Origin of the sequence: Streptomyces sulfonofaciens, from assembly GCF_014656295.1 — a bacterium.
Classification (GTDB): domain Bacteria; phylum Actinomycetota; class Actinomycetes; order Streptomycetales; family Streptomycetaceae; genus Streptomyces; species Streptomyces sulfonofaciens.
This window is the reverse complement of sequence record NZ_BNCD01000001.1, coordinates 87,260-110,279: the sequence shown is the minus strand read 5'-3', so window position 1 is coordinate 110,279 and position 23,020 is coordinate 87,260. Positions and strand designations below refer to the sequence as shown.

14 protein-coding genes and 2 pseudogenes are annotated in these 23,020 nt (G+C 76.0%); 15 read left to right on the top strand and 1 reads right to left on the bottom strand.

Features of this window, described 5'->3' with window-relative positions:
• Positions 1-234 precede the first annotated feature (234 nt).
• On the bottom strand, positions 235-1,353 hold the full coding sequence (serC, locus tag IE313_RS00390; RefSeq protein ID WP_189928829.1) for a phosphoserine transaminase: 1,119 nt from the start codon (positions 1,351-1,353) through the stop codon (positions 235-237).
• A gap of 1,067 nt (positions 1,354-2,420) precedes the next feature.
• On the opposite strand from serC, the gene IE313_RS00385 reads away from it, so the two are divergent.
• The 15 genes and pseudogenes from IE313_RS00385 (at position 2,421) to IE313_RS00320 (ending at position 22,964) form a co-directional block, all read left to right on the top strand.
• Positions 2,421-3,086 (top strand): SigE family RNA polymerase sigma factor, encoded by a 666-nt coding sequence (locus IE313_RS00385; RefSeq protein ID WP_189928828.1) that lies wholly within the window; start codon positions 2,421-2,423, stop codon positions 3,084-3,086.
• An 82-nt stretch (positions 3,087-3,168) separates the two neighbouring features.
• Positions 3,169-3,660, top strand: a complete 492-nt coding sequence (locus IE313_RS00380; protein WP_189928827.1) for a hypothetical protein — start codon at positions 3,169-3,171, stop codon at positions 3,658-3,660.
• A 536-nt stretch (positions 3,661-4,196) separates the two neighbouring features.
• On the top strand, positions 4,197-5,057 hold the full coding sequence (locus tag IE313_RS00375) for a Sco1979 family transcriptional regulator (protein WP_189928826.1): 861 nt from the start codon (positions 4,197-4,199) through the stop codon (positions 5,055-5,057).
• 100 nt (positions 5,058-5,157) lie between these two features.
• Complete coding sequence (locus IE313_RS00370) at positions 5,158-8,223, top strand: FAD-binding and (Fe-S)-binding domain-containing protein (protein WP_373316876.1); 3,066 nt, start codon at positions 5,158-5,160, stop codon at positions 8,221-8,223.
• 163 nt (positions 8,224-8,386) lie between these two features.
• Positions 8,387-9,445: an EamA family transporter gene (locus tag IE313_RS00365; protein ID WP_189928825.1), complete on the top strand. Its 1,059-nt coding sequence runs from the start codon at positions 8,387-8,389 to the stop codon at positions 9,443-9,445.
• Between the two features lie 47 nt (positions 9,446-9,492).
• Entirely contained in the window at positions 9,493-10,230 is a 738-nt protein-coding gene (locus IE313_RS00360) for an SDR family oxidoreductase (RefSeq protein WP_189928824.1), read from the top strand.
• A gap of 295 nt (positions 10,231-10,525) precedes the next feature.
• Positions 10,526-12,133: an APC family permease gene (locus IE313_RS00355; RefSeq protein WP_189929245.1), complete on the top strand. Its 1,608-nt coding sequence runs from the start codon at positions 10,526-10,528 to the stop codon at positions 12,131-12,133.
• A 101-nt stretch (positions 12,134-12,234) separates the two neighbouring features.
• Entirely contained in the window at positions 12,235-13,104 is an 870-nt protein-coding gene (locus tag IE313_RS00350; RefSeq protein WP_189928823.1) for an LLM class flavin-dependent oxidoreductase, read from the top strand.
• A 519-nt stretch (positions 13,105-13,623) separates the two neighbouring features.
• Positions 13,624-14,412 (top strand): annotated as a pseudogene (locus IE313_RS00345) (TIGR03084 family metal-binding protein); the annotation flags it as partial.
• A gap of 383 nt (positions 14,413-14,795) precedes the next feature.
• A complete protein-coding gene (locus IE313_RS00340) occupies positions 14,796-16,730 on the top strand; it encodes an acyclic terpene utilization AtuA family protein (protein WP_229924312.1) in 1,935 nt (644 codons plus the stop codon).
• Positions 16,727-18,331, top strand: coding sequence for an acyl-CoA carboxylase subunit beta (locus tag IE313_RS00335; protein WP_189928821.1), 1,605 nt, complete (start codon positions 16,727-16,729; stop codon positions 18,329-18,331). The genes IE313_RS00340 and IE313_RS00335 overlap by 4 nt, the downstream gene beginning before the upstream one ends.
• Positions 18,332-18,506: 175 nt before the next feature.
• The gene (locus IE313_RS00330) at positions 18,507-20,690 is read left to right on the top strand and encodes an acetyl/propionyl/methylcrotonyl-CoA carboxylase subunit alpha (RefSeq protein ID WP_189928820.1); all 2,184 of its coding nucleotides are present in this window, start codon (positions 18,507-18,509) and stop codon (positions 20,688-20,690) included.
• Positions 20,687-21,853, top strand: a complete 1,167-nt coding sequence (locus IE313_RS00325) for an acyl-CoA dehydrogenase family protein (protein WP_189928819.1) — start codon at positions 20,687-20,689, stop codon at positions 21,851-21,853. Before IE313_RS00330 ends, IE313_RS00325 begins: the two co-directional genes overlap by 4 nt.
• A 356-nt stretch (positions 21,854-22,209) precedes the next feature.
• Positions 22,210-22,347, top strand: a pseudogene (locus tag IE313_RS34855) (enoyl-CoA hydratase); the annotation flags it as partial.
• Positions 22,335-22,964 (top strand): TetR/AcrR family transcriptional regulator, encoded by a 630-nt coding sequence (locus IE313_RS00320; RefSeq protein ID WP_189928818.1) that lies wholly within the window; start codon positions 22,335-22,337, stop codon positions 22,962-22,964. The pseudogene IE313_RS34855 and the gene IE313_RS00320, both read left to right, overlap by 13 nt.
• The last annotated feature ends 56 nt before the right edge of the window (positions 22,965-23,020 follow it).

Sequence of the window (23,020 nt, the reverse complement as noted above, 5' to 3'; positions counted from 1 at the left end):
AGTCGTCCCGCGCCCCAGCGAGTCGCCTGCGCCTGCTGCGTTGCGTGCATCTCAGCGCGCCACCCGCGTCCGAGCGCGTCGCCCGCGTCCGAGCACGTTGCCCGTGCCCGAGCGCGTCGCCCGTGCCCGAGCGCGTCGCCCGCGTCCGCGGCCGTACACGCGACCGCCCCGCCGGCCAACGGCCTGCGGGGCGGTGGGTGGCGGCCGCCTGGACGGCCGCTGTGCCGAGCGGGTCTACAACTGCTCGATGACGTAGTCCACGCAGGCGGTCAGGGCCTGGATGTCCGCCGGGTCGACGGCGGGGAACATCGCGATCCGTAGCTGGTTGCGGCCCAGCTTGCGGTAGGGCTCGGTGTCCACGATGCCGTTGGCGCGCAGCACCTTGGCGACCGCGGCGGCGTCGATGTCGTCGCTGAAGTCGATGGTGCCGATGACCTGCGAGCGCTTCGCCGGGTCGGTGACGAAGGGGTTGGCGTACTTGATGTCCTCGGCCCAGCCGTACAGGTTCCGCGCGGAGGCGGCGGTGCGGCGCACGGCCCAGTCCAGGCCGCCCTGCCCGTTGATCCAGTCCAACTGCTCGGCGAGCAGGAAGAGCGTGGCGAGGGCCGGCGTGTTGTAGGTCTGGTTCTTGCGGGAGTTGTCGATCGCGGTCGGCAGCGAGAAGAACTCCGGTACGTGCCGGCCCGAGGCGTGGACACGCGCGGCGCGCTCCAGCGCGGCCGGTGAGAAGACGCCGATCCACAGTCCGCCGTCGGAGGCGAAGGACTTCTGGGGGGCGAAGTAGTAGACGTCGGTCTCGGCGATGTCGACCGGCAGGCCGCCCGCGCCCGAGGTGGCGTCCACCAGCACGAGGGAGCCCTCGTCCGCGCCGGCCACGCGCTTGATCGGCATGGCGACACCGGTGGACGTCTCGTTGTGCGTGAGCGCGTACACGTCGGTGCCCGGCTCGGCGTGCGCCTCGGGGTGGGTGCCGGGGTCGGCGGAGACGATCGTCGGCTCGGCGAGCCACGGCGCGAGCTTCGACGCCTTGGCGAACTTCGACGAGAACTCGCCGAACGAGAGGTGCTGCGACTTGTTGTCGATCAGGCCGTGCGTCGCGATGTCCCAGAAGGCGGTGGAGCCGCCGTTGCCCAGGATCACCTCGTAGCCCTCGGGCAGTGAGAAGAGCGCGCTCACGCCCTCGCGCACCCGGCCGACCAGGTTCTTGACCGGGGCCTGGCGGTGGGAGGTGCCCAGCAGGGAGGCACCGGTGGCGGCCAGCGCGTCCAGCGCCTCTGTCCGCACCTTGGAGGGACCCGCGCCGAAACGGCCGTCCGCGGGCTTGATGTCAGCAGGAATCCGGATCTCAGCCACGATCCGGAGCGTATCGCCTCCGCGAAACCTGATGGGAAGGTGTCCGTCCGATGAGACGTCCGATGAGACGGCCGGCGTCCGGCGTGACGTCGGGTGGCCGGTGGGGCGGTCGGCGTCCGGTGGGACGGCGGGTGTCCGGTGGGACGGTCGGCGTGGCGCGCCCGGCGGGCCCGGCCGGTCCGGCGCGGCGGCGGAGCGGCCCGGGGGCCGGGGCGGGGTGGGCCGGAGGAAAGTGCGGCGGCACCTGCAACCCCGGGGCGGGGTGCGCGTCTGTCGGGGTGAAGGCGCCTTCGCACGAGGGTCCGCGGTTCGGGAAGCCACCCGTGCCGTGCGCCCGCCACCCGGCACCCCATGCCACCACCTACTGATTCGAGGAACGGTATGCCCGCACGTCACACCGCCGTACGCCGAGCCCTGCGGGGCCGGACGCGGATGGTCCTGGGAGCCGCCGCCGTCGCCGCGCTGGGGCTCGGAAGCGCCTTCGCCGCCCACGCGGACACGTCGCGACCTGCTCCGGCGAGGCCCGCACCGGCGAAGCCGGCACCCGAGAAGCCCGGGCCCGCCCCCGCGCCCGCGAAGCCCGCGCCCGAGAAGCCCGGGCCCGCCGCGGCGCCCGCGAAGCCCGTTCCGGCACCCGCAGCCGCGCAGCCCGGAACCGCGCGCGGCGACGCCGCGACCGTGCCCGCTCCGGCTCCCGCCGAAGCCGCGCCGGGTGCTGCGCGCCCCACGAAGCCCGCGCCCGCCCCGGCCAAGGCCGCGCCCGCCCCGGCCCACGCCGCGCCCGCCCCCGTCCCCGCCCCGGCGACCCGGCCCGCGAAGTGAGCGGCGCGCGGCCGTGCGGCCGCACGGCCGCGGCGCCCGCAGCGGGTGGTGCGCCCGCGGAGTGCGGCCGCCGGGCCGGCTGACCGTCCGGGCTGGCTGACACCCGGGCCGGCTGACCGTCCGGCCCCCGGCCGGTCCGCGGGCCGCCGCGAGCGTCCGCACGGGCCACGGCACCGGTTCCGGCCCGGTGCCGTGGCCCGGGAAGCGGCCCGGTGCCCCGTACACCCCCCACGTCCAGGAGATGCATGAGGACAGCGACGTTTCCGGTCGTCCCGGCGCGGGCACCGGCGCGGCCGTGTGCGGTCGTGCCGGTGTGGTGGCGGGCGCTGCTGCGCAGCATCGAGCGGAGCCGCGGCCGGCCGGCGGGGGGCCGTTCCGGCGCCGGGGGCGGCGCCGGGGCGGCGGGGGCCGGTGCCCGCTCCGGCGGGGCGCCCCGCATCGACGAGCTGTACCACCACCGGCGTCTGGACCTGGTACGACTGGCCCTGCTCCTGGTGGACGACCTGCCGACGGCCGAGGACGTCGTCCAGGACGCCTTCGCCGCGCTCTTCGGACGGTACGGGGAGCGGCTGGCCGGTGTGGAGGACCCGGAGGCGTACATCCGCACGAGCGTGGTGAACCGGGCGCGTTCCGTGCTGCGCAGGCGCAGGACGGTCCGCGCGCACGCCCCGGAACGCGAGGGACACGCGCCGCCCGCCGAGGAGTACGTCCTGCTGCACGAGGAGCACCGCGAGGTGCTCGGGGCGCTGAAGCGGCTCACCCGGCGGCAGCGCGAGGTGCTGGTGCTGCGGTACTGGTCGCACCTCACCGAGGCACAGATCGCGGAGACCCTCGGGCTGTCCCGCGGGGCGGTCAAGTCCACGGCGAGCAGGGCGCTGGACGCGCTGGAGAAACGGTTGCGGGAGGACTGATGCGGACGGACACGCGCGAGCCCGGGACGGGGGCCCGCCGGGAGGGGCCGCGCGGGCGGGCCCGAGCGGCGGGAGGGGTGCGATGAGGGACGGGCGCGTGCCCGGGCCCGTCCCGGGTTTCGCCGGGGCGCGGGTCGAACAGCGGCTGCGGGCCGCCTTCGAGGCCCGGGCCGGGGCGGTCGGCCACGCGGACCTGCGGCGTCCCGTGCCGCCGTCCACCGCGCCGCGCGGCCGCCTGCGGTGGACCGGGGTGCCGGCGGGCGGCACCCTGGCGGTGCTGGCCCTGGCCGCCGCGGTGGCCTGCGTGGTGCTGGTCGCCGGTGTCCTCGCCCGCGACGGCGCACAGCGGCGCGAACCGGTGAGGCCCGCGCACCCCTCGTACTCCCGCACCCCAGCGCCCCATCCCCGGCCGCCCACCAGGCCCTCGCCCGCCAGGACCGGACCACGCCCCTCCCACGCCCTGCCAGGCACCGGGCCGGGCGCCGTCCCCGACCCCGTCTCCAGGCCCGGCACCCTCCCGCACCCCGGCGCCCCCTCCGGCCCGGCGGCCGTCGCGGGCACCGGAGCTCCCTGACTCCGACGGCGCACGGCGATCCCAGGTGGCCACCGCGAGCCCGGGCGGCCCCCCTCCCGGCCCGGCCCGATCGTTACCCGGGCCGATCGTCGCCTGGGCCGTCTGCGCCCACCGTCGCTTGGGCACGTCCGGTCTCCCGGGCCGATCGTCGCCTGGGCCGTCTGCGCCCACCGTCGCTTGGGCACGTCCGGTATCCGGGCCGACCGTCGCCTGAGCCGCCTGCGCCCACCGTCGCCTCGGCCGTCCGTCGCCTGGTCCCACCGTTACCCGGGCCGCCCGTCGCCTCGGCCGATCGGGTCACGGCCCCGGACGAGGCGTGCGCCCGCCGGCCCGGCCGTACCCGCCACCGCCGCGTCCGCCGCCACCGGTCCCGTCGGATCCGCCGCCCCCGCCGCCCCGCGCACCCCACCCGCACCGCCGCACCGGCCGGCCCGGCCTCACGGTCCGTGTTCTTCACGTAACCATCTCGCGGAACGCCGCCCCGGGCGCAGGGGCTGTGGCAGACTGCCGCGGGTCAGCGGGCTCGGAGGTGGGGCGTGAGTGAGCCGCGGTCGGCTCCGACGATCGGTCAGCTCGTCCTGAGCAGACAGCTCCGCGCGCTGCGCGAGAAGGCGGGGCTCAGCAGGGAGCAGGCGGCCGCCCTGCTGCACGTCGCCCCCGGCACCGTGCGCCGCATGGAGACCGCGGAGGTCGCCCTCAAGCTCCCCTACGTCCAGGTGCTGCTGCCCGCGTACGGGGTGGCTCCCGAGGAGGTGGAGGTCTTCCTCCGGCTGACCGACGAGGCCAACGAACCCGGCTGGTGGCAGCGCTTCCACGACATACTGCCCGACTGGTTCAGCGGCTACGTGAGCCTGGAGGAGTCGGCGCGCACCATCCGCTCCTACGAGCCGCACTTCGTGCCCGGCCTGCTGCAGACCGAGGACTACGCGCGCGAGGTCCTTACCACGGGATCGGTGGGCCGCCACGAACCAGGACGTGTCGAACGCCACGTCGCTCTGCGTCTCGAACGCCAGGCGCTGCTGCGCCGGCCGGACGCCCCCCGGTTCTGGGTGGTGGTGGACGAGACGGTGCTGCTGCGTCCCGTGGGCTCCTCCGCGGTGATGCGGGCGCAGATCGACCGGATGCTGGAAGCGGCCGAGCTGCCGAACGTCACCCTCCAGATCGCCGAGCTGTCCGCGGGCCACCACCCGGGCACCTACAGCCCCTTCGTGCTCTTCCGGTTCGGCGCGCCCGAACTGCCCGACATGGTCTACATCGAGTACCTGACCGGCGCGCTCTACCTCGACCGGCCCGACGAGGTCACCGAGCACATGGAGGCGATGGACCGCATGGTGGCCCACGCGGAGTCCGCCCAGCGCACCAAGGAGATCCTGCGCCGCTACCGCGGCGAGGTGTGAGTGCCGGAAGGGCCGCGCCCCCTTCCGCGCCGCCCGCCGCCCGCCGCCGGACCGGAGCGCGGGCAGGGTGCCCGGCGGGCTCGGGATGCATGCTGGAGTCATGACGGATCTCGACGGCGCGGCCCCCCACCCGACTGCGGACCCGACCGACCCCGCCCGGCTGACCGCGCTGCGCGGCGCGCTGGCCGCCGCCGTGGGAGGCGGTGCGGACGACGTGGACTTCTCCACCACCGCACGGGCCCTGAACACGATGGACGCCTCGAACTACCGGCGCGTCCCCGTCGGCGTGGTCACGCCCAGAGACGCGGACGACGTGGCCGCGGCGCTCGCCGTGTGCCGCGCGCACGGGGTCCCGGTCGTCGCGCGCGGCGGCGGCACCTCCATCGCGGGCCAGGCCACCGGCACCGGCGTCGTCCTGGACTTCACCCGACACATGAACCGCATCCTCGCCCTGGACCCCGGCAGCCGCACCGCCGTCGTCCAGCCCGGTGTCGTCCTCGACCGGCTCCAGGAGGCGGCGGCCCCGCACCGGCTGCGGTTCGGGCCCGACCCCTCCACGCACGGCCGCTGCACCCTCGGCGGCATGATCGCCAACAACTCCTGCGGCTCGCACTCCGTGGCGTGGGGCACCACCGCCGCCAACGTCCGCGCGCTGTCGGCCCTCACGTACCGCGGCGAGCCGCTGCGCCTCGGCCGGGACTGGGCCGGCGCGCCGGACGGGCTGCGGGCGCTGGTGGAGGGCGAGTTGGCGCTGCTGCGCACCGGCTTCCCCGATCTGCCGCGGCGCATCTCCGGCTACGCCCTGGACGCGCTGCTGCCCGAGCAGGGCGCCGACGTCGCCCGGTTCTTCTGCGGCAGCGAGGGCACCCTCGGCCTGCTCACCGAGGCCGTCGTCACGCTGGTCGACGCCCCTCGCGCGCGTGCGCTCGCCGTGCTCGGCTACGCCGACGAGGGCGCGGCCGCGGACGCCGCTGCCGGACTGCTGCCGTTCGGGCCGCTGACCGTGGAGGGCATGGCCGCCGACCTGGTGCCCCCGGACACGGGCGGGCTGCCGAGGGGCGGCGCGTGGCTGTTCGTGGAGACCGGTGGCGAGCACCATGAGGAGGCACGCGCGCGTGCGGACGCCATCGTGCGCGCCGCCGACGCGCTCGACGCGCTCGTCGTGACCGACCCGGCCGGGCAGCGCACCCTGTGGCGGATCCGCGAGGACGCCTCGGGCACCGCGACCCGGATGCCGGACGGCAGCGAGGCCTGGCCCGGCTGGGAGGACTGCGCCGTGCCTCCCGCACGGCTCGGCGCCTACCTGCGCAACTTCCGCGCCCTGCTCACCGAGCACGGCCTGCGCGGCACCCCGTACGGGCACTTCGGCGACGGCTGCATCCACATCCGCATCGACTTCGACCTGATCGGCGCCGACGGGGTGCGGCGCTTCAGGAGCTTCTCCGAGGACCTCGCCCGGCTGGTCGTCGAGCACGGCGGCTCGCTCTCCGGCGAGCACGGCGACGGCCAGGCCCGCGCCGAACTGCTCCCGAGGATGTACGGGCCCGAACTGGTACGGCTCTTCGAGCGGACCAAGGCCCTGTGGGACCCGGACGACGGGCTCAACCCGGGCATACTCGTACGGCCCGCGCGGCTCGACGAGAACCTGCGCTTCACACCGCTGCCCCGCGAACCCGTCGACGTGGCCTACGGCTACCCGCACGACGCCGGCGACTTCTCGGCCGCGGTGCGGCGCTGCGTGGGTGTGGCGAAGTGCCGCACGACCGCGGTCCAGCCGGGCGACACCGCCGTCATGTGCCCCTCGTACCGGGTCACGGGCGAGGAGCGGCACTCCACGCGCGGGCGTGCCCGGCTGCTCCACGAGATGCTGGCGGGCGGCGGGATCGGCCCGCGGCCCGGCGCGGGCGGCGGTTCCGGTTCCGGCGCGGAGGGCGGTTCCGGGGCGGGCCCGGACGGCGGCGGGAGCACCGGGCGCACGCCCGTGGACGTCGTCATCACCGACGGATGGCGCTCCACGGAGGTCCTCGACGCTCTGGACCTGTGCCTGTCGTGCAAGGGCTGCCGCAGCGACTGCCCGGTGGGTGTGGACATGGCCACCTACAAGGCGGAGTTCCTGCACCACCACTACCAGGGCAGGCGGCGCCCGGCGGCGCACTACGCGCTCGGCTGGCTGCCGCGGTGGCTGCGCGCCGCCGCCGCGCTGCGGCTCGCGGGACCCGCGAACGCCGCGACCCGCATCCGCCCGCTGGCCGCCCTCGCCAAGCGGCTCGGCGGCCTCGCGCCCGAGCGGGAGATCCCGCGGCTGCCCCGTGAGACGTTCCGGCAGTGGTTCGGGCGCCGCCCCGCTGTGGCCGGACCGCTGCCGCCCGCGCCGGACCCGGAGGGATCCGGCCCCGGCGCCGGGCAGGGCCCGGCGGACGACCTCACCCTCCTGTGGCCGGACACCTTCACGGACCACCTCTCGCCGGAGGTCGGCAAGGCGGCGGTCCGGGTGCTCCAGGACGCGGGCCGCCGGGTCGCCGTGCCCCCCGAGGGCGTGTGCTGCGGTCTGACGTACCTCTCGACGGGCCAGCTCGACCGGGCCCGTGCCGTGCTGCGCCGCACCCTGGACCTGATGGAACCGGCGGGCCTCGGACGGCCCCTGGTGGTCCTGGAGCCCAGTTGCGCGAGCGCGCTGCGGACGGACCTGCCCGAACTGCTGAGCGACGACCCGCGTGCGCGGCGGCTCGCGGACTCCGTGCGCACCTTCGCCCAGGCCCTGGAGGAGCAGGCGCCCGGCTGGCGCCCGCCGCGGCTCGACCGGCAGGTCGTCGGCCAGACCCACTGCCACCAGCACGCGGTCCTCGGCGACGCCGCCGAGCGGCGGCTGCGCGAGCGCGCCGGCCTGACCGGGGCGCTGAGCGGCGGCTGCTGCGGCCTCGCGGGCAACTTCGGCTTCGAACGCGGCCACTACGACGTGTCGGTGGCCTGCGCCGAGGAACAGCTCCTGCCGTCCGTGCGCGAGGCCCCGCCCGGCGCCGCCGTCCTCGCCGACGGCTTCTCCTGCCGCACCCAGCTCGAACAGCTTTCCGGCGTACGCGGCCGGCACCTCGCGGAACTCCTCGCCGAGGGCCTGGCGGAGAGGGACGCACCGACCGGGGCGGACGGGGACGGCGGGGCGCACTGACCGCCGGCCCGCCGGCCGGGCCCGACCCCGCCCGGGGCCCCGCTCCGGCCGGTGGGCCCGCCCTGGCCGGTGGGCCCGGCCCGGCACGGTTCCGTACCGTGGGCGCCGAGCCGACGGGACGGCGGGCAGGACGCCGACGGGACGGCCGACGGGAAAGCGAGCGATGACGGACCGAGGAGCGGGCGGGGTGGGCACGGGGCGCACGGGCGGCGGCGCGGTGGACGGCGCCGGGACGGCACCGGGACCCGGGGGAGCCGTCCCGGCCGGTCCGGGCCCCGTTGCCGACGGCGGGGCGGTCCGTGCCCGCACCCCGCTGCCCGCGGTCGCGATGGTCGTCGGCGCGGCGGTGTCCGTGCAGCTCGGCGCGGCGCTCGCCGTCCGGCTGATGCCGCGCACCGGGCCGAGCGGTGTGGTCGCCCTGCGGCTGGCCGTCTCCGCCGCGGTCCTGCTGGCCGTCTGCCGCCCCCGGCTGCGCGGGCACACGCGCGCCGACTGGGGCACGGTCGTCGTCTTCGGCGTGGTCACCGGCCTGATGAACAACCTCTTCTACCAGGCCGCCGCGCGCGTCCCGCTGGGCATCGCCGTCACCCTGGAGGTACTCGGGCCGCTGGCCCTGTCCGTGCTCGCCTCCCGCCGCCTGATCAATCTCCTGTGGGCGGCCCTCGCCCTGACCGGGGTGGTCCTGCTCGGGGTCACGGGCGGGTCCCGCGCCCAGTCAGCCGTGGGCGGTACGGGATCCGGCGGGCTCGACCCGGTGGGCGTGGCGTTCGGGCTCGGCGCCGGGGTCATGTGGGCGCTGTACATCGTCTTCAGCGTCCGCACCGGACGGCGGTTCCCGCAGGCGGACGGCCTGGCGCTGGCGATGGCCGTGGCGGCCCTGCTCTCCCTGCCGCTGGGTGTCGCGGCCGCGGGCCCGCGCCTCGTGGTGCCGAGCACGGTCGGCCTCGGCGCGGCGGTGGCGATGCTCTCCACCGTCCTGCCGTACACCCTGGAGCTGGTCGCGCTGCGCCGGCTGCCCGCGGCCACCGTCGCGGTCCTGATGACGCTGGAGCCGGCCATCGCCGCACTCGCCGGCTTCCTCGTCCTGCGGCAGGCCCTGTCGGCCACCGACGCCCTCGCCGTCGCCATGGTCATCGCGGCCGGGATGGGGGCCGTGCGCACCCGGGCCGTGCGGCAGCGGCCACCCCGGTGCGGGAAGCGGCCGGGCGTGCGGGACGCTTGAAGGACTGTCGGGGTGCCGTACGGCACCGGGTCCGTGAGGAGTCGCCCGTGTCACGTCCGATCACCGTCGTCACGGGTGGCAGCCGGGGCATCGGCGCCGCCACCTGCGTCAGGCTCGCCGCCGAGGGGCACGACGTCGTCCTCGGGTACGTACGCGACGCCGGTGCCGCCGAGGAGACCGCGCGGCAGGTGCGCGCGGCCGGTGCGCGCTGCGTCGCGGTGCGCGGTGACACGGCGAGCGAGGCGGACGTGGAGCGGCTCTTCGACACCGCGGCCGAGCTGGGAGCGGTCACCGGCCTGGTCAACAACGCCGGGGTGACCGGCCCGATCACCCGGCTCGCCGACGCCGGGACCGACGTCCTGCGCAGGGTGCTCGACGTGAACGTGCTGGGCTGCCTGCTCTGCTGCCGCAGGGCCGCCCGCGACATGGCGGCGTCGGGCGGCGGCGCCATCGTGAACGTCTCCTCGGCCGCGGCCACCATCGGCAGCCCCGGCACCTACGTGCACTACGCCGCGTCCAAGGCGGCCGTCGACACCCTGACCCTCGGGCTGTCCAAGGAGCTGGGTCCGGACGGGATCCGGGTCAACGCGGTCGCCCCGGGGATCATCAAGACCGACATCCACGCCGCGATGGGCGCTCCGGACCGGCCGGTCACGGCGACCGCCGGGCTCCCGATGGCCAGACCGGGCGAGGCCGAGGAGATCGCGGGCGCCATCGCCTGGCTGCTCTCCCCGGACGCCTCCTACACGACGGGCGCGGTGCTGCGGGTGGCCGGCGGTATGTGACCACCCCCGGGGCCGCCCCGGGCGGTCGTTCGTTCCGGTCGTTCGTTCCGGCCGTTCGTTCCGGTCGTCCGTCCCGGCCGTTCGCCCCGGTCGTCCGTCCCGGGCGGTCCAACGCTCGCGGCGTCGCCCCGTGCCGCGATTCGATCAAGATCGCGCCGGGGGCTTGCCGCCGGGCGGTCCCCTGACGTTGTCTTGACGCCGTTGTCTTCACGCCAAGGAGGCCGGACACGTGACGGAACAGGCGCAGGCGCCGGACGCGCCGCCGCCGGCAGGGGCCCCGGGAGCCGGGTCAGCCGTGCCCGGCGCCGTGCTCGCCGAGGAGCACCGGCTCCGCAAGGACCTCGGGTTCTGGGGGCTCACGGCGATCGGGTTCTCCAACATCGTCGGCTCCGGATGGCTCTTCGCGGCCCTCTACGCCGCCCAGACCGCCGGCCCCGCAGCGCTGATCTCCTGGATCGCGGCGGGCGCGCTCTGCGCGCTCGTGGCGCTCGTCATGGTCGAGCTGGGCGCCACCCGCCCGGAGGGCGGCGGAACGGTCCGCTGGCCGCTGTACGCGAGCGGGCGCGTGGTGGGCACGGTCGTCGGCTGGTCGGTCCTGCTCTCGGTCGGCGGCACCGCGGCCGAGATCGCCGCGATCATGCAGTACGCGGCGCACTACGTGCCCGGGCTCTACGACGGCGGCAGCATCACCGCCTCGGGCCTCGCCGTGGCGGCCGCCCTCAGCCTGCTGCTGACCGTGCTCAACTGGTTCGCGGTCCGCCTCTTCGCCCGGATGAACAACCTGGTGTCGCTGCTCAAGGTGGCGATCCCGGTGATCACCGTGGTGGCGCTCCTGCTCTCGGGCACGCACGGCGGGCGCCTGACCGACCACGGCGGCTTCGCCCCGTACGGCTACGCCGCCTGCCTGAGCGCCCTGGCGAGCGGCGGCATCGTCTACTCGGTGAACGGCTTCCAGGCCCCGCTGGACTTCTCCGGCGAGGCCCGCAACCCGCGCCGCACGGTCCCCGCGGCCGTGCTCACCGGTATCGGCCTCGCGGTGGCCATGTACCTGGGCCTCCAGTTCGCGTTCCTGTTCACGGTCCCCGACTCGCTGCTCGGGCACGGCTGGCACGGCGTGAACTTCGACTCGCCCTTCGGCCAGCTCGCGCTCGTCCTCAACCTCCACTGGCTGGCCACCCTGCTGTACGCCGACGCCGTGCTGTCGCCCGGTGGCTCCGCGTACGTGGGCGTCGCGATCGACGCCCGGCACACCTACGCGCTCGCCAAGAACAGGCTGCTGCCCCGCTACTTCATGCGGATCGACCCCCGGCACGGCATGCCGCACCGGGCCCTGGTGCTCAACCTCGCGGTGATCGTCGTCTTCATGCTCCCGTTCGGCGGCTGGCAGGACATCGTCAGCGTGATGGGCGACATGTACCTGCTCGTCTACGCGGCCTCCGCGGTCGCCGCCGCCGCGTTCCGCGCCCACGACCGGGCCCGCGGCCTGCCGCGCACCGAGGGGCAGGTGCCCGGCGTGCGCTGGATGGCCCCGGTGAGTTACGTCGTCGCCAGCGAGTTCATCTACTGGTCGGGCTGGGACGACCTGCGGCTCGCGCTGCCGATGGTGCTGGCGGGCGTGCCGCTCTACCTCGTGCTGCGGTACGGCGACCGGCGGCGCGCCGGGGGCCGGGAGGAGGTCTCCGGCGGGCGGCCGCCCCTGGAGGAGCTGCGCCGCGGCGCCTGGCTCGTGGTGCACCTGGTCGCCCTCACCCTGCTGTCCTGGCTCGGCACCTTCGGCGGCTCCGGCCGTCTGCCCGCGCCGTACGACAGCGTGGTGGTCGGCGCGGTGGCGCTCGGCGTGTTCGCCTGGGCGGTACGGTCCGGAGCCGCGCACCTGAGGACGTCGCCGCCACCCGCCGGGTGAGCGCGCGGACACCCCCACGTGGGGGTGCCCGGTGGCCGGCCGGGTACGGGGGCACGGGCGGCGAGGCGGGGTACGGGGGGAACGACGACGAAAGGAAGCTCATGCGGATCGGGATCGCCCTCCCCAACACCACCACCGGTACCAACGGCCCGCTCATGCTGGACTGGGCGCGGCGCGCCGAGGAGCGCGGGTTCGCGTTCGTCTCCACCATCGGCCGGGTGCCGTACCCGTCGTACGACTCGCTGACCGCGCTCGCCGCGGTCGGCGGCGCCACCTCGCGGATCGGACTGCTCACCAACGCGGTCCTCGCGCCCACCTACCCCGACGCGGTGCTGGCGAAGATCACCGCGACCGTCGCCCAACTCTGCGGCGACCGGCTCACCCTCGGGCTCGGCGTGGGCGCGCGCGAGTCGGACTACCGCGCGTCCGAGCGCGACTTCGCCGGCCGCGGCGCCGCCTTCGACCGCCAGCTCGAGTATCTGCACCGCGCCTGGCGCGGCGAGCCCGTCGAGGACGGCGACTTCCCCGGCGAGCGCCGCGCCGTCGCCCCCGCGGGCCGGGCCGTGCCGGTCCTGATCGGCGGCCACAGCAGGCGCGCCGTGCGCCGCACCGTCCGCTGGGGCGCGGGCTGGACGGGGGCGGGCGGCGGCCCGCGCCGTGCGGAGCCGACGATCCGCGAGGTACGGGACGCCTGGCGGGCGGCGGACCGCGAGGGCGAGCCCCGGCTGCTCGGCCTCGCCTACTTCGCCGCCGACCCCCGCCACGAGGCCGAGTCGGACCGCTACATCCGCAGCTACTACGCCTACGCGGGCAGCCACGCCGACACCATCGCCGAGGGCGTCGTCCGGACGCCGGCCCGCATCCGCGCCATCGTCGAGGAGTTCGCCTCCGTCGGCATGACGGAACTGACCTTCACCCCGACGGTGGCGCGACTGGAGGAGGTGGACCGGCTGGCGGATCTGGTGCTGTGAGGTGCGGGTGCGGGGGTCGTCGTCGCCGTGGACGACGCGCAGGGCCGTAGGACGGGAATCGCCCGGGAGCCGCAACGAGCGGTACCGCTCCTGGGCCGGGACCCGGGCGGAGACGTGGTCGACCGCTGCGGCGGGGCGGGTGACCGGGGGCGGTGCGGAGGGCGGGGGCTCCCGCTCGGCTCCGCCCTCGCCGACGGGTTCGGCGCCACCCCGCATCTCGTGGGGGCAGGACCGTCTGGTGCGGCCTCGGCGTCGGCGCTGCGTCGGGGAGTTCCGCCCTGCCCCGTCTGCGGCCGGGCACCCGGGGGCTGATGGTGCCGGGCCCCGGGTGCGGGGGCCGTTCGGAGCGGGCGCTCGCCGGGGGCCGGGCCGGGTGCCGGGGGCCGGGGACGGTCCAAGCACGCGTGCTTGTTACCGCCCCCGCCCCGTGCCATGCTCCCTCCCACACACGCCGCCGTGCCGCCGGGATCCCGGCACCCGCCGTCCCCCGGACGCGGCGCCGTCGCGAGGGAGTGTGTCGTGTCCGACCCCCGGCCCGTGCTCGACGATCTGCGTGCCGAGAGCGACGAGCTCGACCGGCTGGTGAGCGGGCTGTCCGCGCCGCAGTGGGCCGCGGCGACGCCGGCGCCGGGGTGGACGGTGGCGCACCAGATCGCCCATCTCGCCTGGACCGACCGGGCCGCGCTGCTCGCCGCCACCGACCCGGACGGCTTCGCCGCCGAGGTGGAGAAGGCGGCCACCGCGCCCGACTCGTACGTCGACGACGCGGCCGAGGCCGGTGCGGTACTCGTCTCCGCCGAGCTGGTGGCGCGCTGGCGGGCAGGGCGCGAGGAGTTGCAGCGGGTGCTGCGGGAGGCGCCCGCGGATGCCCGGTTCCCCTGGTACGGGCCACCGCTGTCGGTCGCGGGCGTGGCCACCGGACGGCTCATGGAGACCTGGGCGCACGGCCAGGACGTCGCCGACGCGCTGGGCGTGGCACGCACCCCGACCGAGCGGTTGCGCCACGTGGTGCGGATGGGCGTCGGGGCACGGGACTTCAGCTACGCGCTACGGGGGCTGCGCCCGCCCGCAGAACAGTTCCGGGTCGAGTTGACCGGGCCTTCGGGGGAGGTCTGGGCGCACGGCCCCGAGGACGCCGCCCAGCGCGTCACCGGCTCCGCGCTCGACTTCTGCCTGCTGGCCACCCAGCGCGCCCACCGCGCCGACGTCGACGTACACGCCGAGGGTCCGGACGCCGAGCAATGGCTGGGCATCGCCCAGGCCTTCGCCGGGCCGCCGGGGGCGGGACGGCCGCCCGCGCCGGGACCGGCCGCGGACGGGGAGCCGGCGCCGGGCCCTGCTCCGGCGCCGGGCCCGGTTCCGGTTCCGGTTCCGGGCATGGTCGCGGGGGCGGATGACGCTGCGGACGCGGGGCGGGTCCCGGAGACGGGTCGGGCCTCGGAAGCGGGACCGGTCCCGGACGGCGGCGGGGCACCGCGACGAGGGCGGGCCACCGGGAGGGGCCCCGCCCGGTGAGCCCGGTTCCGCCGGCCTCCCCGGCGAGCCCCGTTCCACCGCCCTCCCCGGAGCGCGCGTCCGTGCAGCCGTCCGCGGAGCGGGTGATCGCACAGCCGTCCGCAGCGCGCGCGGCGCCGCAGCCGTCCGCGGAGCGCACGAGTGCGCCGCCCTCCCCGGGGGCCGCGCCCGCGACCCTGCGGATAGGCAACTTCTCCGGCTTCTACGGCGACCGTTTCGACGCGCTCTCCGACATGCTCGCCGGCGGCGGCCTCGACGTCCTCACCGGGGACTACCTCGCCGAACTCACGATGCTGATCCTGGGGCGGGACCGGCTGCGGGACCCCGCCCTGGGCTATGCGAAGACGTTCCTGCGCCAACTGGAGGGGTGCCTCGGGCTCGCCCACGAGCGCGGCGTGCGGATCGTGACGAACGCGGGCGGCGTCAACCCCGCCTCGCTCGCCGCGCGGATCCGCGAGCTCGCGGGACGCCTGGGCATCCCGCTGCGCGTCGCCCACGTCCTCGGTGACGACCTGATCGGCCGGGGGGACTGGGGGGAGGGCGTCGTCACCGCGCACGCCTACCTCGGCGGCCACGGCATAGCCGCCTGCCTGCGTGCCGGCGCCGACATCGTGGTCACGGGACGGGTCACGGACGCGGCGCTGGTCACAGGTCCCGCCACGGCGCACTTCGGGTGGGGCCCGCAGGAGTACGACAAGCTGGCGGGGGCGGTGGTGGCCGGGCACGTCCTGGAGTGCGGCACCCAGGCCACCGGCGGCAACTACGCCTTCTTCGCCGCGCACGGCCCCTCCGCCGTCCGCCGCTCCGGCTTCCCGTTCGCCGAACTGAACGAGGACGGCTCCTGCGTCATCACCAAGCACGACGGCACCTCGGGCTTCGTCGACACCGGCACGGTCACCGCGCAGCTCATCTACGAGACCTCGGGCGCCCGGTACGCCGGACCCGACGTGACCGCCCGCCTCGACACGGTCGGGCTCAGCCAGGTGGGCCGCGACCGGGTCCGCGTCGACGGCGTCAGGGGCGAGCCGCCGCCGCCCGCCCTGAAGGTCGGCCTGAACCGGTTCGGCGGCTGGCGCGGCGAGGTCGTGTTCGTGCTCACCGGTCTCGACGTCGACGCCAAGGCGGCTCTGGTGCGCGACCAGATGGAGGATGCCCTGGGCGGCCGGCGTCCCGCCGAGCTGCGCTGGGAGCTGGCCCGCACCGACCACGCCGACGCCGGCACCGAGGAGACCGCGAGCGCGCTCCTGCGGTTGGTCGCTCGCGACCGGGACCAGGACGCCGTGGGGCGTGCGCTGGGCGCCGCCGCGGTCGAGCTGGCCCTCGCCTCGTACCCCGGCTTCCATGTGAGCGCACCGCCGGGGAAGGGCACGCCGTACGGGGTGTTCGAGACGGCCTACGTCGAGCAGGGAGCCGTCGAGCACGTCGCCGTGCTCCCGGACGGCGGACGCCGGCGGATCCCCGCACCCGCCCGGACCGCGGAACTGCGTCCCGTACCGGACCCGTCGCCCGTCCCCGCCCGCTCGACGCCGTCCGCCGCCCCGGCCCCGGCCCCGGCGTCCCGGGGATCCGCCGCCCGCACCCCGGCCGCGGACGCCCGGCGTACCCGCCGCGCCCCGCTGGGTCTCGTGGCGGGCGCACGCAGCGGCGACAAGGGCGGCGACGCCAACATCGGCGTCTGGGCCCGCCACGCGTCCGACGGGGCACGCACGGACGCCGTCTGGGACTGGCTGCTGCGCACCCTCACCACCGACCGGCTGCGCACCCTCCTCCCGGAGTGCGCCGAGCTGCGTGTGGTCCGCCACGTCCTGCCGAACCTGCGGGCGTTGAACTTCGTCGTGGAGGGGCTGCTGGGCGAGGGCGCCGCGGCGCGGCACCGCTTCGACCCGCAGGCCAAGGCGCTCGGCGAGTGGCTGCGCGCCCGCCACCTCGACATCCCCGAGGAGCTGCTGGAAGCCCCGGGCGAGGGGACCTGCACCCCGCACGGGACCGCCGCCGAGCCGCCGGACGAGCCCCCCGCCGGGCCGCCGCGCAATCCCCCCGCCGAGCCGCAGGGAGGACCCGCCGCCGGCCTGCTCCGGAAGCCGGCGGACCGCTCCGAGGAGCCGCTGTGACCCTGCTCGCGTCCGCCCTGGACACCACCGCGCCCGACTACGCGGCGAACCGCGAGGCCATGCTCGGCAAGCTCGCCGCGCTGGCCGCCGAACACGCCAAGGCCCTGGCGGGCGGCGGCGAGAAGTACGTCGAGCGGCACCGCGGGAGAGGCAAACTGCTCGCCCGGGAACGCATCGAGCTGCTCCTCGACCCGGACACGCCCTTCCTGGAGCTGTCGCCCCTCGCGGGCTGGGGCAGCGAGTACACCGTGGGCGCCTCCCTGGTGACCGGCATCGGCGTAGTCGAGGGCGTGGAATGCCTCATCACCGCCAACGACCCCACCGTGCGCGGCGGCGCCAGCAACCCGTGGACCCTGAAGAAGGCGCTGCGCGCCAACGAGATCGCGTTCGCCAACCGGCTGCCCTGCATCAGCCTCGTCGAGTCCGGCGGTGCGGACCTGCCCTCCCAGAAGGAGATCTTCATCCCCGGGGGTGCGCTCTTCCGCGACCTCACCCGGCTGTCCGCGGCCGGCATCCCGACGCTCGCGGTGGTCTTCGGCAACTCGACCGCCGGAGGCGCCTACGTGCCCGGCATGTCCGACCACGTGATCATGGTCAAGGAGCGCTCCAAGGTGTTCCTCGCCGGCCCGCCGCTGGTCAGGATGGCCACCGGCGAGGAGAGCGACGACGAGTCCCTGGGCGGCGCGGAGATGCACGCGCGCGTGTCGGGCCTCGCCGACCACTTCGCCGTCGACGAGCACGACGCGCTCCGCCAGGCCCGCCGGATCGTCGCCCGCCTCGGCCACCGCAAGGCGTACCCGGATCCCGCACCGCACGAGGTGGCGCCGCCCGCCTACGACGCCGACGAGCTGCTCGGCATCGTCCCGGGCGACCTGAAGAGCCCCTTCGACCCGCGCGAGGTGATCGCCAGGATCGTCGACGGCTCGGACTTCGACGAGTTCAAGCCGCTCTACGGGACGAGTCTCGCCACCGGCTGGGCGCGGCTGCACGGCTACCCGGTCGGCATCCTGGCGAACGCCCGGGGCGTGCTGTTCAGCGCGGAGTCGCAGAAGGCGGCCCAGTTCGTCCAGCTCGCCAACCAGCGCGACATCCCGCTGCTCTTCCTGCACAACACCACCGGCTACATGGTCGGCAGCGGCTACGAGCAGGGCGGCATCATCAAGCACGGCGCCATGATGATCAACGCCGTCTCCAACTCCCGTGTGCCGCACCTGTCGGTGCTCATGGGCGCCTCCTACGGGGCGGGGCACTACGGCATGTGCGGGCGCGCGTACGACCCGCGCTTCCTGTTCGCATGGCCGAGTGCCAAGTCGGCGGTGATGGGACCGCAGCAGCTCGCCGGGGTGCTGTCGATCGTCGCCAGGCAGTCCGCCGCGGCGAAGGGGCAGTCCTACGACGAGGAGGCGGACGCCGGGCTGCGGGCCGTGGTGGAGCAGCAGATCGAGTCGGAGTCGCTGCCCGTGTTCCTGTCGGGCCGGCTCTACGACGACGCCGTGATCGACCCGCGCGACACCCGCACGGTCCTCGGCCTGTGCCTCTCCGCGATCCACACGGCGCCCTTCGAGGGCGTCCGCGGCGGCTTCGGCGTCTTCCGGATGTGAACGACACGGATGAGCGCGGCCGGACGGGGACGGACGGGAGCGGACGGGAGCGGACGTGAGAAGGCAGGAGCGGACGTGAGCAGGAAGGAGCGGACAGGAGCAGGAAGGAGCGGACAGGAGCGGACAGGACCGAAGGGGCACGGTGGGAACGGATGGGAAGGATGGGAACACAGCGGTGATCACCTCCCTGCTCGTCGCCAACCGCGGTGAGATCGCCTGCCGCGTCCTGCGCACCTGCCGCGACCTCGGCATCGCCGGTGTGGCCGTCTACGCGGACGCGGATGCGGAGGCGCTGCACGTGCGCGTGGCCGACGCCGCCGTACGGCTGCCCGGCCGCACCCCGGCGGACACCTACCTGCGCGGCGACCTCGTGGTGGAGGCCGCGCTCACGGCCGGCGCGGACGCCGTGCACCCCGGGTACGGCTTCCTCTCCGAGAACGCCGGGTTCGCGCGCGCCGTGGTCGATGCGGGGCTGCTCTGGATCGGGCCGCCGCCGGAGGCGATCGAGGCGATGGCGTCCAAGACGCACGCCAAGAAGCTGATGGGCGTGCCCCGGGTGACCGATCCCGGCGCCCTCACCGAGGACGATCTGCCGGTGCTGGTGAAGGCCGCGGCGGGTGGCGGCGGCCGCGGTATGCGGGTGGTGCGGGACCTGGCGGCGCTGGACGCCGAACTGGCCGCCGCGCGCGCCGAGGCGGCGAGCGCCTTCGGCGACGGCGAGGTCTTCGTCGAGCCCTACGTCGAGGGCGGCCGGCACGTGGAGGTGCAGGTGCTGGCCGACGCGCACGGCACCGTGTGGACCCTGGGCACCCGCGACTGCTCCCTCCAGCGCCGCCACCAGAAGGTCGTCGAGGAGGCCCCCGCCCCCGGCCTCGGACCGGCCCTCGTGGCGCGGCTCACCGAGGCGGCGGAGCGGGCCGCGCGCGCCACCGGCTACTGCGGCGCGGGCACGGTCGAGTTCCTGGTCGACGGGACCGGCGGGGGCGGGGGCCCCGACGACGGGCGCGTGCACTTCCTGGAGATGAACACCCGCCTCCAGGTGGAACACCCCGTCACCGAGGCGGTCTTCGGCCTCGACCTGGTGGCCTGGCAGATCCGGATCGCCGAGGGCCACCCGCTCGACCCCGCTCCGCCGCCCGCGCGCGGGCACGCGGTGGAGGCCCGCCTCTACGCCGAGGACCCGGCCCGCGGCTGGGCCCCTTCGACCGGTGTCCTGCATCGCCTGCACGTTCCCGGCGCCGTCCTCGGCACGGCCGCCGAGTGCGGTGTGCCCGGCACGGCCGCCCTGGGCGGTGTGCAGGAGGGGGCCGCCCAGCGGAGCCAGTCCGCTCCCGGCCCGGGCCTGCGGCTCGACTCCGGGTACGCGGACGGCGACCACGTCGGTGTGCACTACGACCCGCTGCTCGCCAAGGCGATCGCCTGGGCGCCCACGCGCGCGGAGGCGGTGCGCAGGCTCGCCGGGGCCCTGGAGCACGCGCGCGTGCAGGGTCCGGTGACCAACAGGGACCTGCTCGTACGGTCCCTGCGGCACCCGGAATTCGCCGGTGCGCGGATGGACACCGGTTTCTACGAGCGGCACCTCGCCGAGCTGACCGCCCCGGCCCCCGACCCCTGCGCACCGGTGGCCGCCGCCGTCGCCGCCGCCCAGGGCCGCTCGCGCTTCGGCGGGTTCCGCAACCTGCCCTCCCAGCCCCAGGTCAGGCGCTACCGCGCCGGTTCCGACGGCACCGAGCACGAGGTCCGCTACCGGCACACCCGCGACGGCCTGGTGGTGGAGGCCCTGGTGAGCACCCCCGCACCGCGCGCCCCGCACACACCGGACGCGCCCCACGCCCCGGAAGTCCAGGACCCCCCGCACGCACCCGACGAACCAGCGGCCCCCCGCGCACCGGAAGCCCCCCGCGCACCGGAAGCCCCGGACACCCCGCGCGCACCCCACGCACCGGGTGCGCCGCCGGCCCCGGGCATCCGCGTCGTGCACGCCGCCCCCGACCGCGTCGTGCTCGAATCCGGCGGCGTCCGGCGGACGTTCGACGTCACTGTGCACGGCGACCGGGTCTGGGTCGGGAACACGGAGTTCACCGCGCTGCCCCGCCTGCCGCGACCGGTCGCACCGGAACGTCCGCCCGGCTCCCTGCTCGCCCCCATGCCCGGCACCGTGGTGCGGCTCGCGGACGGCCTCGCGGAAGGCGCCAGGGTGAGCGCGGGGGAGCCGCTGCTGTGGCTGGAGGCCATGAAGATGGAGCACACCGTCACCGCGCCGGCCTCCGGCACCCTCACCGCCCTGCACGCCGCCCCCGGCCACCAGGTCGAGCCCGGCGCCCTGCTCGCCGTCGTCACCGAGGAGAAGCCCGTATGAGCACCGCCGGGGAGAGCGCGGAGCACCAGGACCTGCGTGCCGCGGTCGGCGTGCTCGGCAGGCGCTACGGCCGCGCCTACCTGACCTCAGTGATCCGCGACGGAGGCCATCCGGACGAGCTGTGGCGGGAGGCCGCGGCGCTCGGCTACCTCGGCGTCAACCTCCCCGAGGAGTACGGCGGCGGGGGCGGCGGCATCGCCGAACTGTCCCTGGTCCTCGAAGAGCTGGGCGCCGCGGGCTGCCCGCTGCTGATGATGATCGTGTCGCCCGCCATCTGCGGCACCGTCCTAGCCCGCTTCGGCACCGACGCGCAGAAGCGCGCCTGGCTGCCGGGGCTCGCCGACGGGAGCCGCACCATGGCCTTCGGCATCACGGAGCCGGACGCCGGCTCCAACTCGCACCGCATCACCACCACGGCGCGCCGCGACGCGGCCACCGGCGACTGGCTGCTGAGCGGCCGCAAGGTGTTCGTGTCCGGTGTCGACGCCGCCGACGCCACGCTGATCGTCGGCCGCACCGAGGACGCCCGCACCGGCCGGCTCAAGGCGTGCCTGTTCATCGTGGACCGCGACGCCGAGGGCTTCGCACGGCGGCGGATCGACATGGAGCTGCACGCCGCGGAGAAGCAGTTCGAGCTGGTCCTCGACGACGTCAGGCTGCCCGCGGACGCGCTCGTCGGCGACGAGGACGCGGGCCTGCTGCAACTGTTCGCCGGGCTCAATCCGGAGCGCATCATGACCGCCGCCTTCGCCATCGGCATGGGCCGCTACGCGCTGTCCCGGGCCGTCGAGTACGCCAGGGAACGCACCGTCTGGCAGGCCCCCATCGGTGCGCACCAGGCCATCGCACACCCCCTCGCGCAGGCCCACATCGACCTGGAGCTGGCCCGGCTGATGATGCAGAAGGCGGCCCGGCTGTACGACGGGGGAGACGACACCGGCGCGGGGGAGGCCGCGAACATGGCCAAGTACGCGGCGGGGGAGGCCTGCGTACGGGCCGTCGACCAGGCGGTGCAGACCCTCGGCGGCAACGGCCTGACCCGGGAGTTCGGCCTCGCCTCGCTCGTCACCGCCTCCCGGGTGGCCAGGATCGCCCCGGTGAGCCGGGAGATGATCCTCAACTATGTGTCCCACCAGAGCCTCGGCCTGCCCAAGTCCTACTGAGCAGGCTGCCCGGCACGGCCACCGGAAGGAGCCGCCGTGGTCCGCCGCAGCCGGTACGCGGACGTCCCGGCCCTCTCGCCTTCCGGGCTCGTCGGCAGCCTCCGGGGGTCTGCGCCCGCGTGCTCCGGCAGGAGTCCACCGGCCGCGTCGACCGGGCCGTCGTGCGCGGGCGCCTTCCGGTCGCCGTCCTGCTCCGCCGCCTCCTGCGGAGGCGCACCCCTGTGGATCACCAAGGAGTACACCGGGAACCGGAAGCGCCCGGATCGAGGAGCCGAAGCGATGCGGCGGCGCTTAGCGCCATCCCCTTGGGGATGCGATGCATCGCATCCCCTGACGGGCGGGGTTCCCCGCAAGGGAGCGCTAAGGTTCTGGACACCTTCGAACGGGTCAGCGAGGCCGTGACCGCGCTCTTCGCGCGGCTGTTCGCCTCCGCTGCGGCCCGCGAGGGGATGACGGCCTTCCTCGAACGACGGGACCCCGCATGGGCACGGTGACCGCGGCCGACCGCACGCCGAAGCAGGACCGCAGCCGTCTCACCCGGCAGCGGCTCCTGGAGGCCGCCGTGACCTGCCTGGCCGCGCACGGCTGGGCGGGCTCCACCGTGGCGGTGGTCGCCGAGCGCGCGGGTGTCTCCCGCGGGGCGGCGCAGCACCACTTCCCGACCCGTGAGGACCTCTTCACGGCTGCCGTCGAGTACGTGGCGGAGCAGCGCTCCGGGGCGCTGCGCGCGCTCTTCCCCGACGGCGCCCGGGACCGCGCGGCCGTCGTCGCCGCGCTGGTCGACCTGTTCACCGGACCCCTGTTCAAGGCCGCGCTCCAATTGTGGGCGGCCGCGGCCCACGAGGAGCTGCTGCGGCTGCGGGTGACCGAGATCGAGGCCAGGGTGGGCCGTGAGACGCACCGCATCGCCGTGGAGCTGCTGGGCGTCGACGAGTCCGTGCCGGGCGCCAGGGAGACCGTCCAGGGACTCCTGGACATGGCCCGCGGCCTCGGCCTCGCCGCCGTCCTCACCGACGACACGCGCCGCAGGCAGCGGGTGGTGAACCAGTGGTCGGCGCTGCTGGACGAGGCCCTGGGAGGAGGCCCGGTCGTGACGGAGGCCCGGTCCTGACGGACGCCCGGTCCTGACGGACGCCCGGCTCCGGCGCGGCGGACGTCCGGTCCCGG

Bases quoted from the DNA above. Each gene is read 5' to 3' on its own strand.
- IE313_RS00385 (WP_189928828.1), top strand. From the start codon at position 2,421: ATGAGGACAGCGACGTTTCCGGTCGTCCCGGCGCGGGCACCGGCGCGG.
- IE313_RS00380 (WP_189928827.1), top strand. From the start codon at position 3,169: ATGAGGGACGGGCGCGTGCCCGGGCCCGTCCCGGGTTTCGCCGGGGCG.
- IE313_RS00370 (WP_373316876.1), top strand. From the start codon at position 5,158: ATGACGGATCTCGACGGCGCGGCCCCCCACCCGACTGCGGACCCGACC.
- IE313_RS00365 (WP_189928825.1), top strand. From the start codon at position 8,387: ATGACGGACCGAGGAGCGGGCGGGGTGGGCACGGGGCGCACGGGCGGC.
- IE313_RS00350 (WP_189928823.1), top strand. From the start codon at position 12,235: ATGCGGATCGGGATCGCCCTCCCCAACACCACCACCGGTACCAACGGC.
- IE313_RS00325 (WP_189928819.1), top strand. From the start codon at position 20,687: ATGAGCACCGCCGGGGAGAGCGCGGAGCACCAGGACCTGCGTGCCGCG.
- IE313_RS00320 (WP_189928818.1), top strand. From the start codon at position 22,335: ATGGGCACGGTGACCGCGGCCGACCGCACGCCGAAGCAGGACCGCAGC.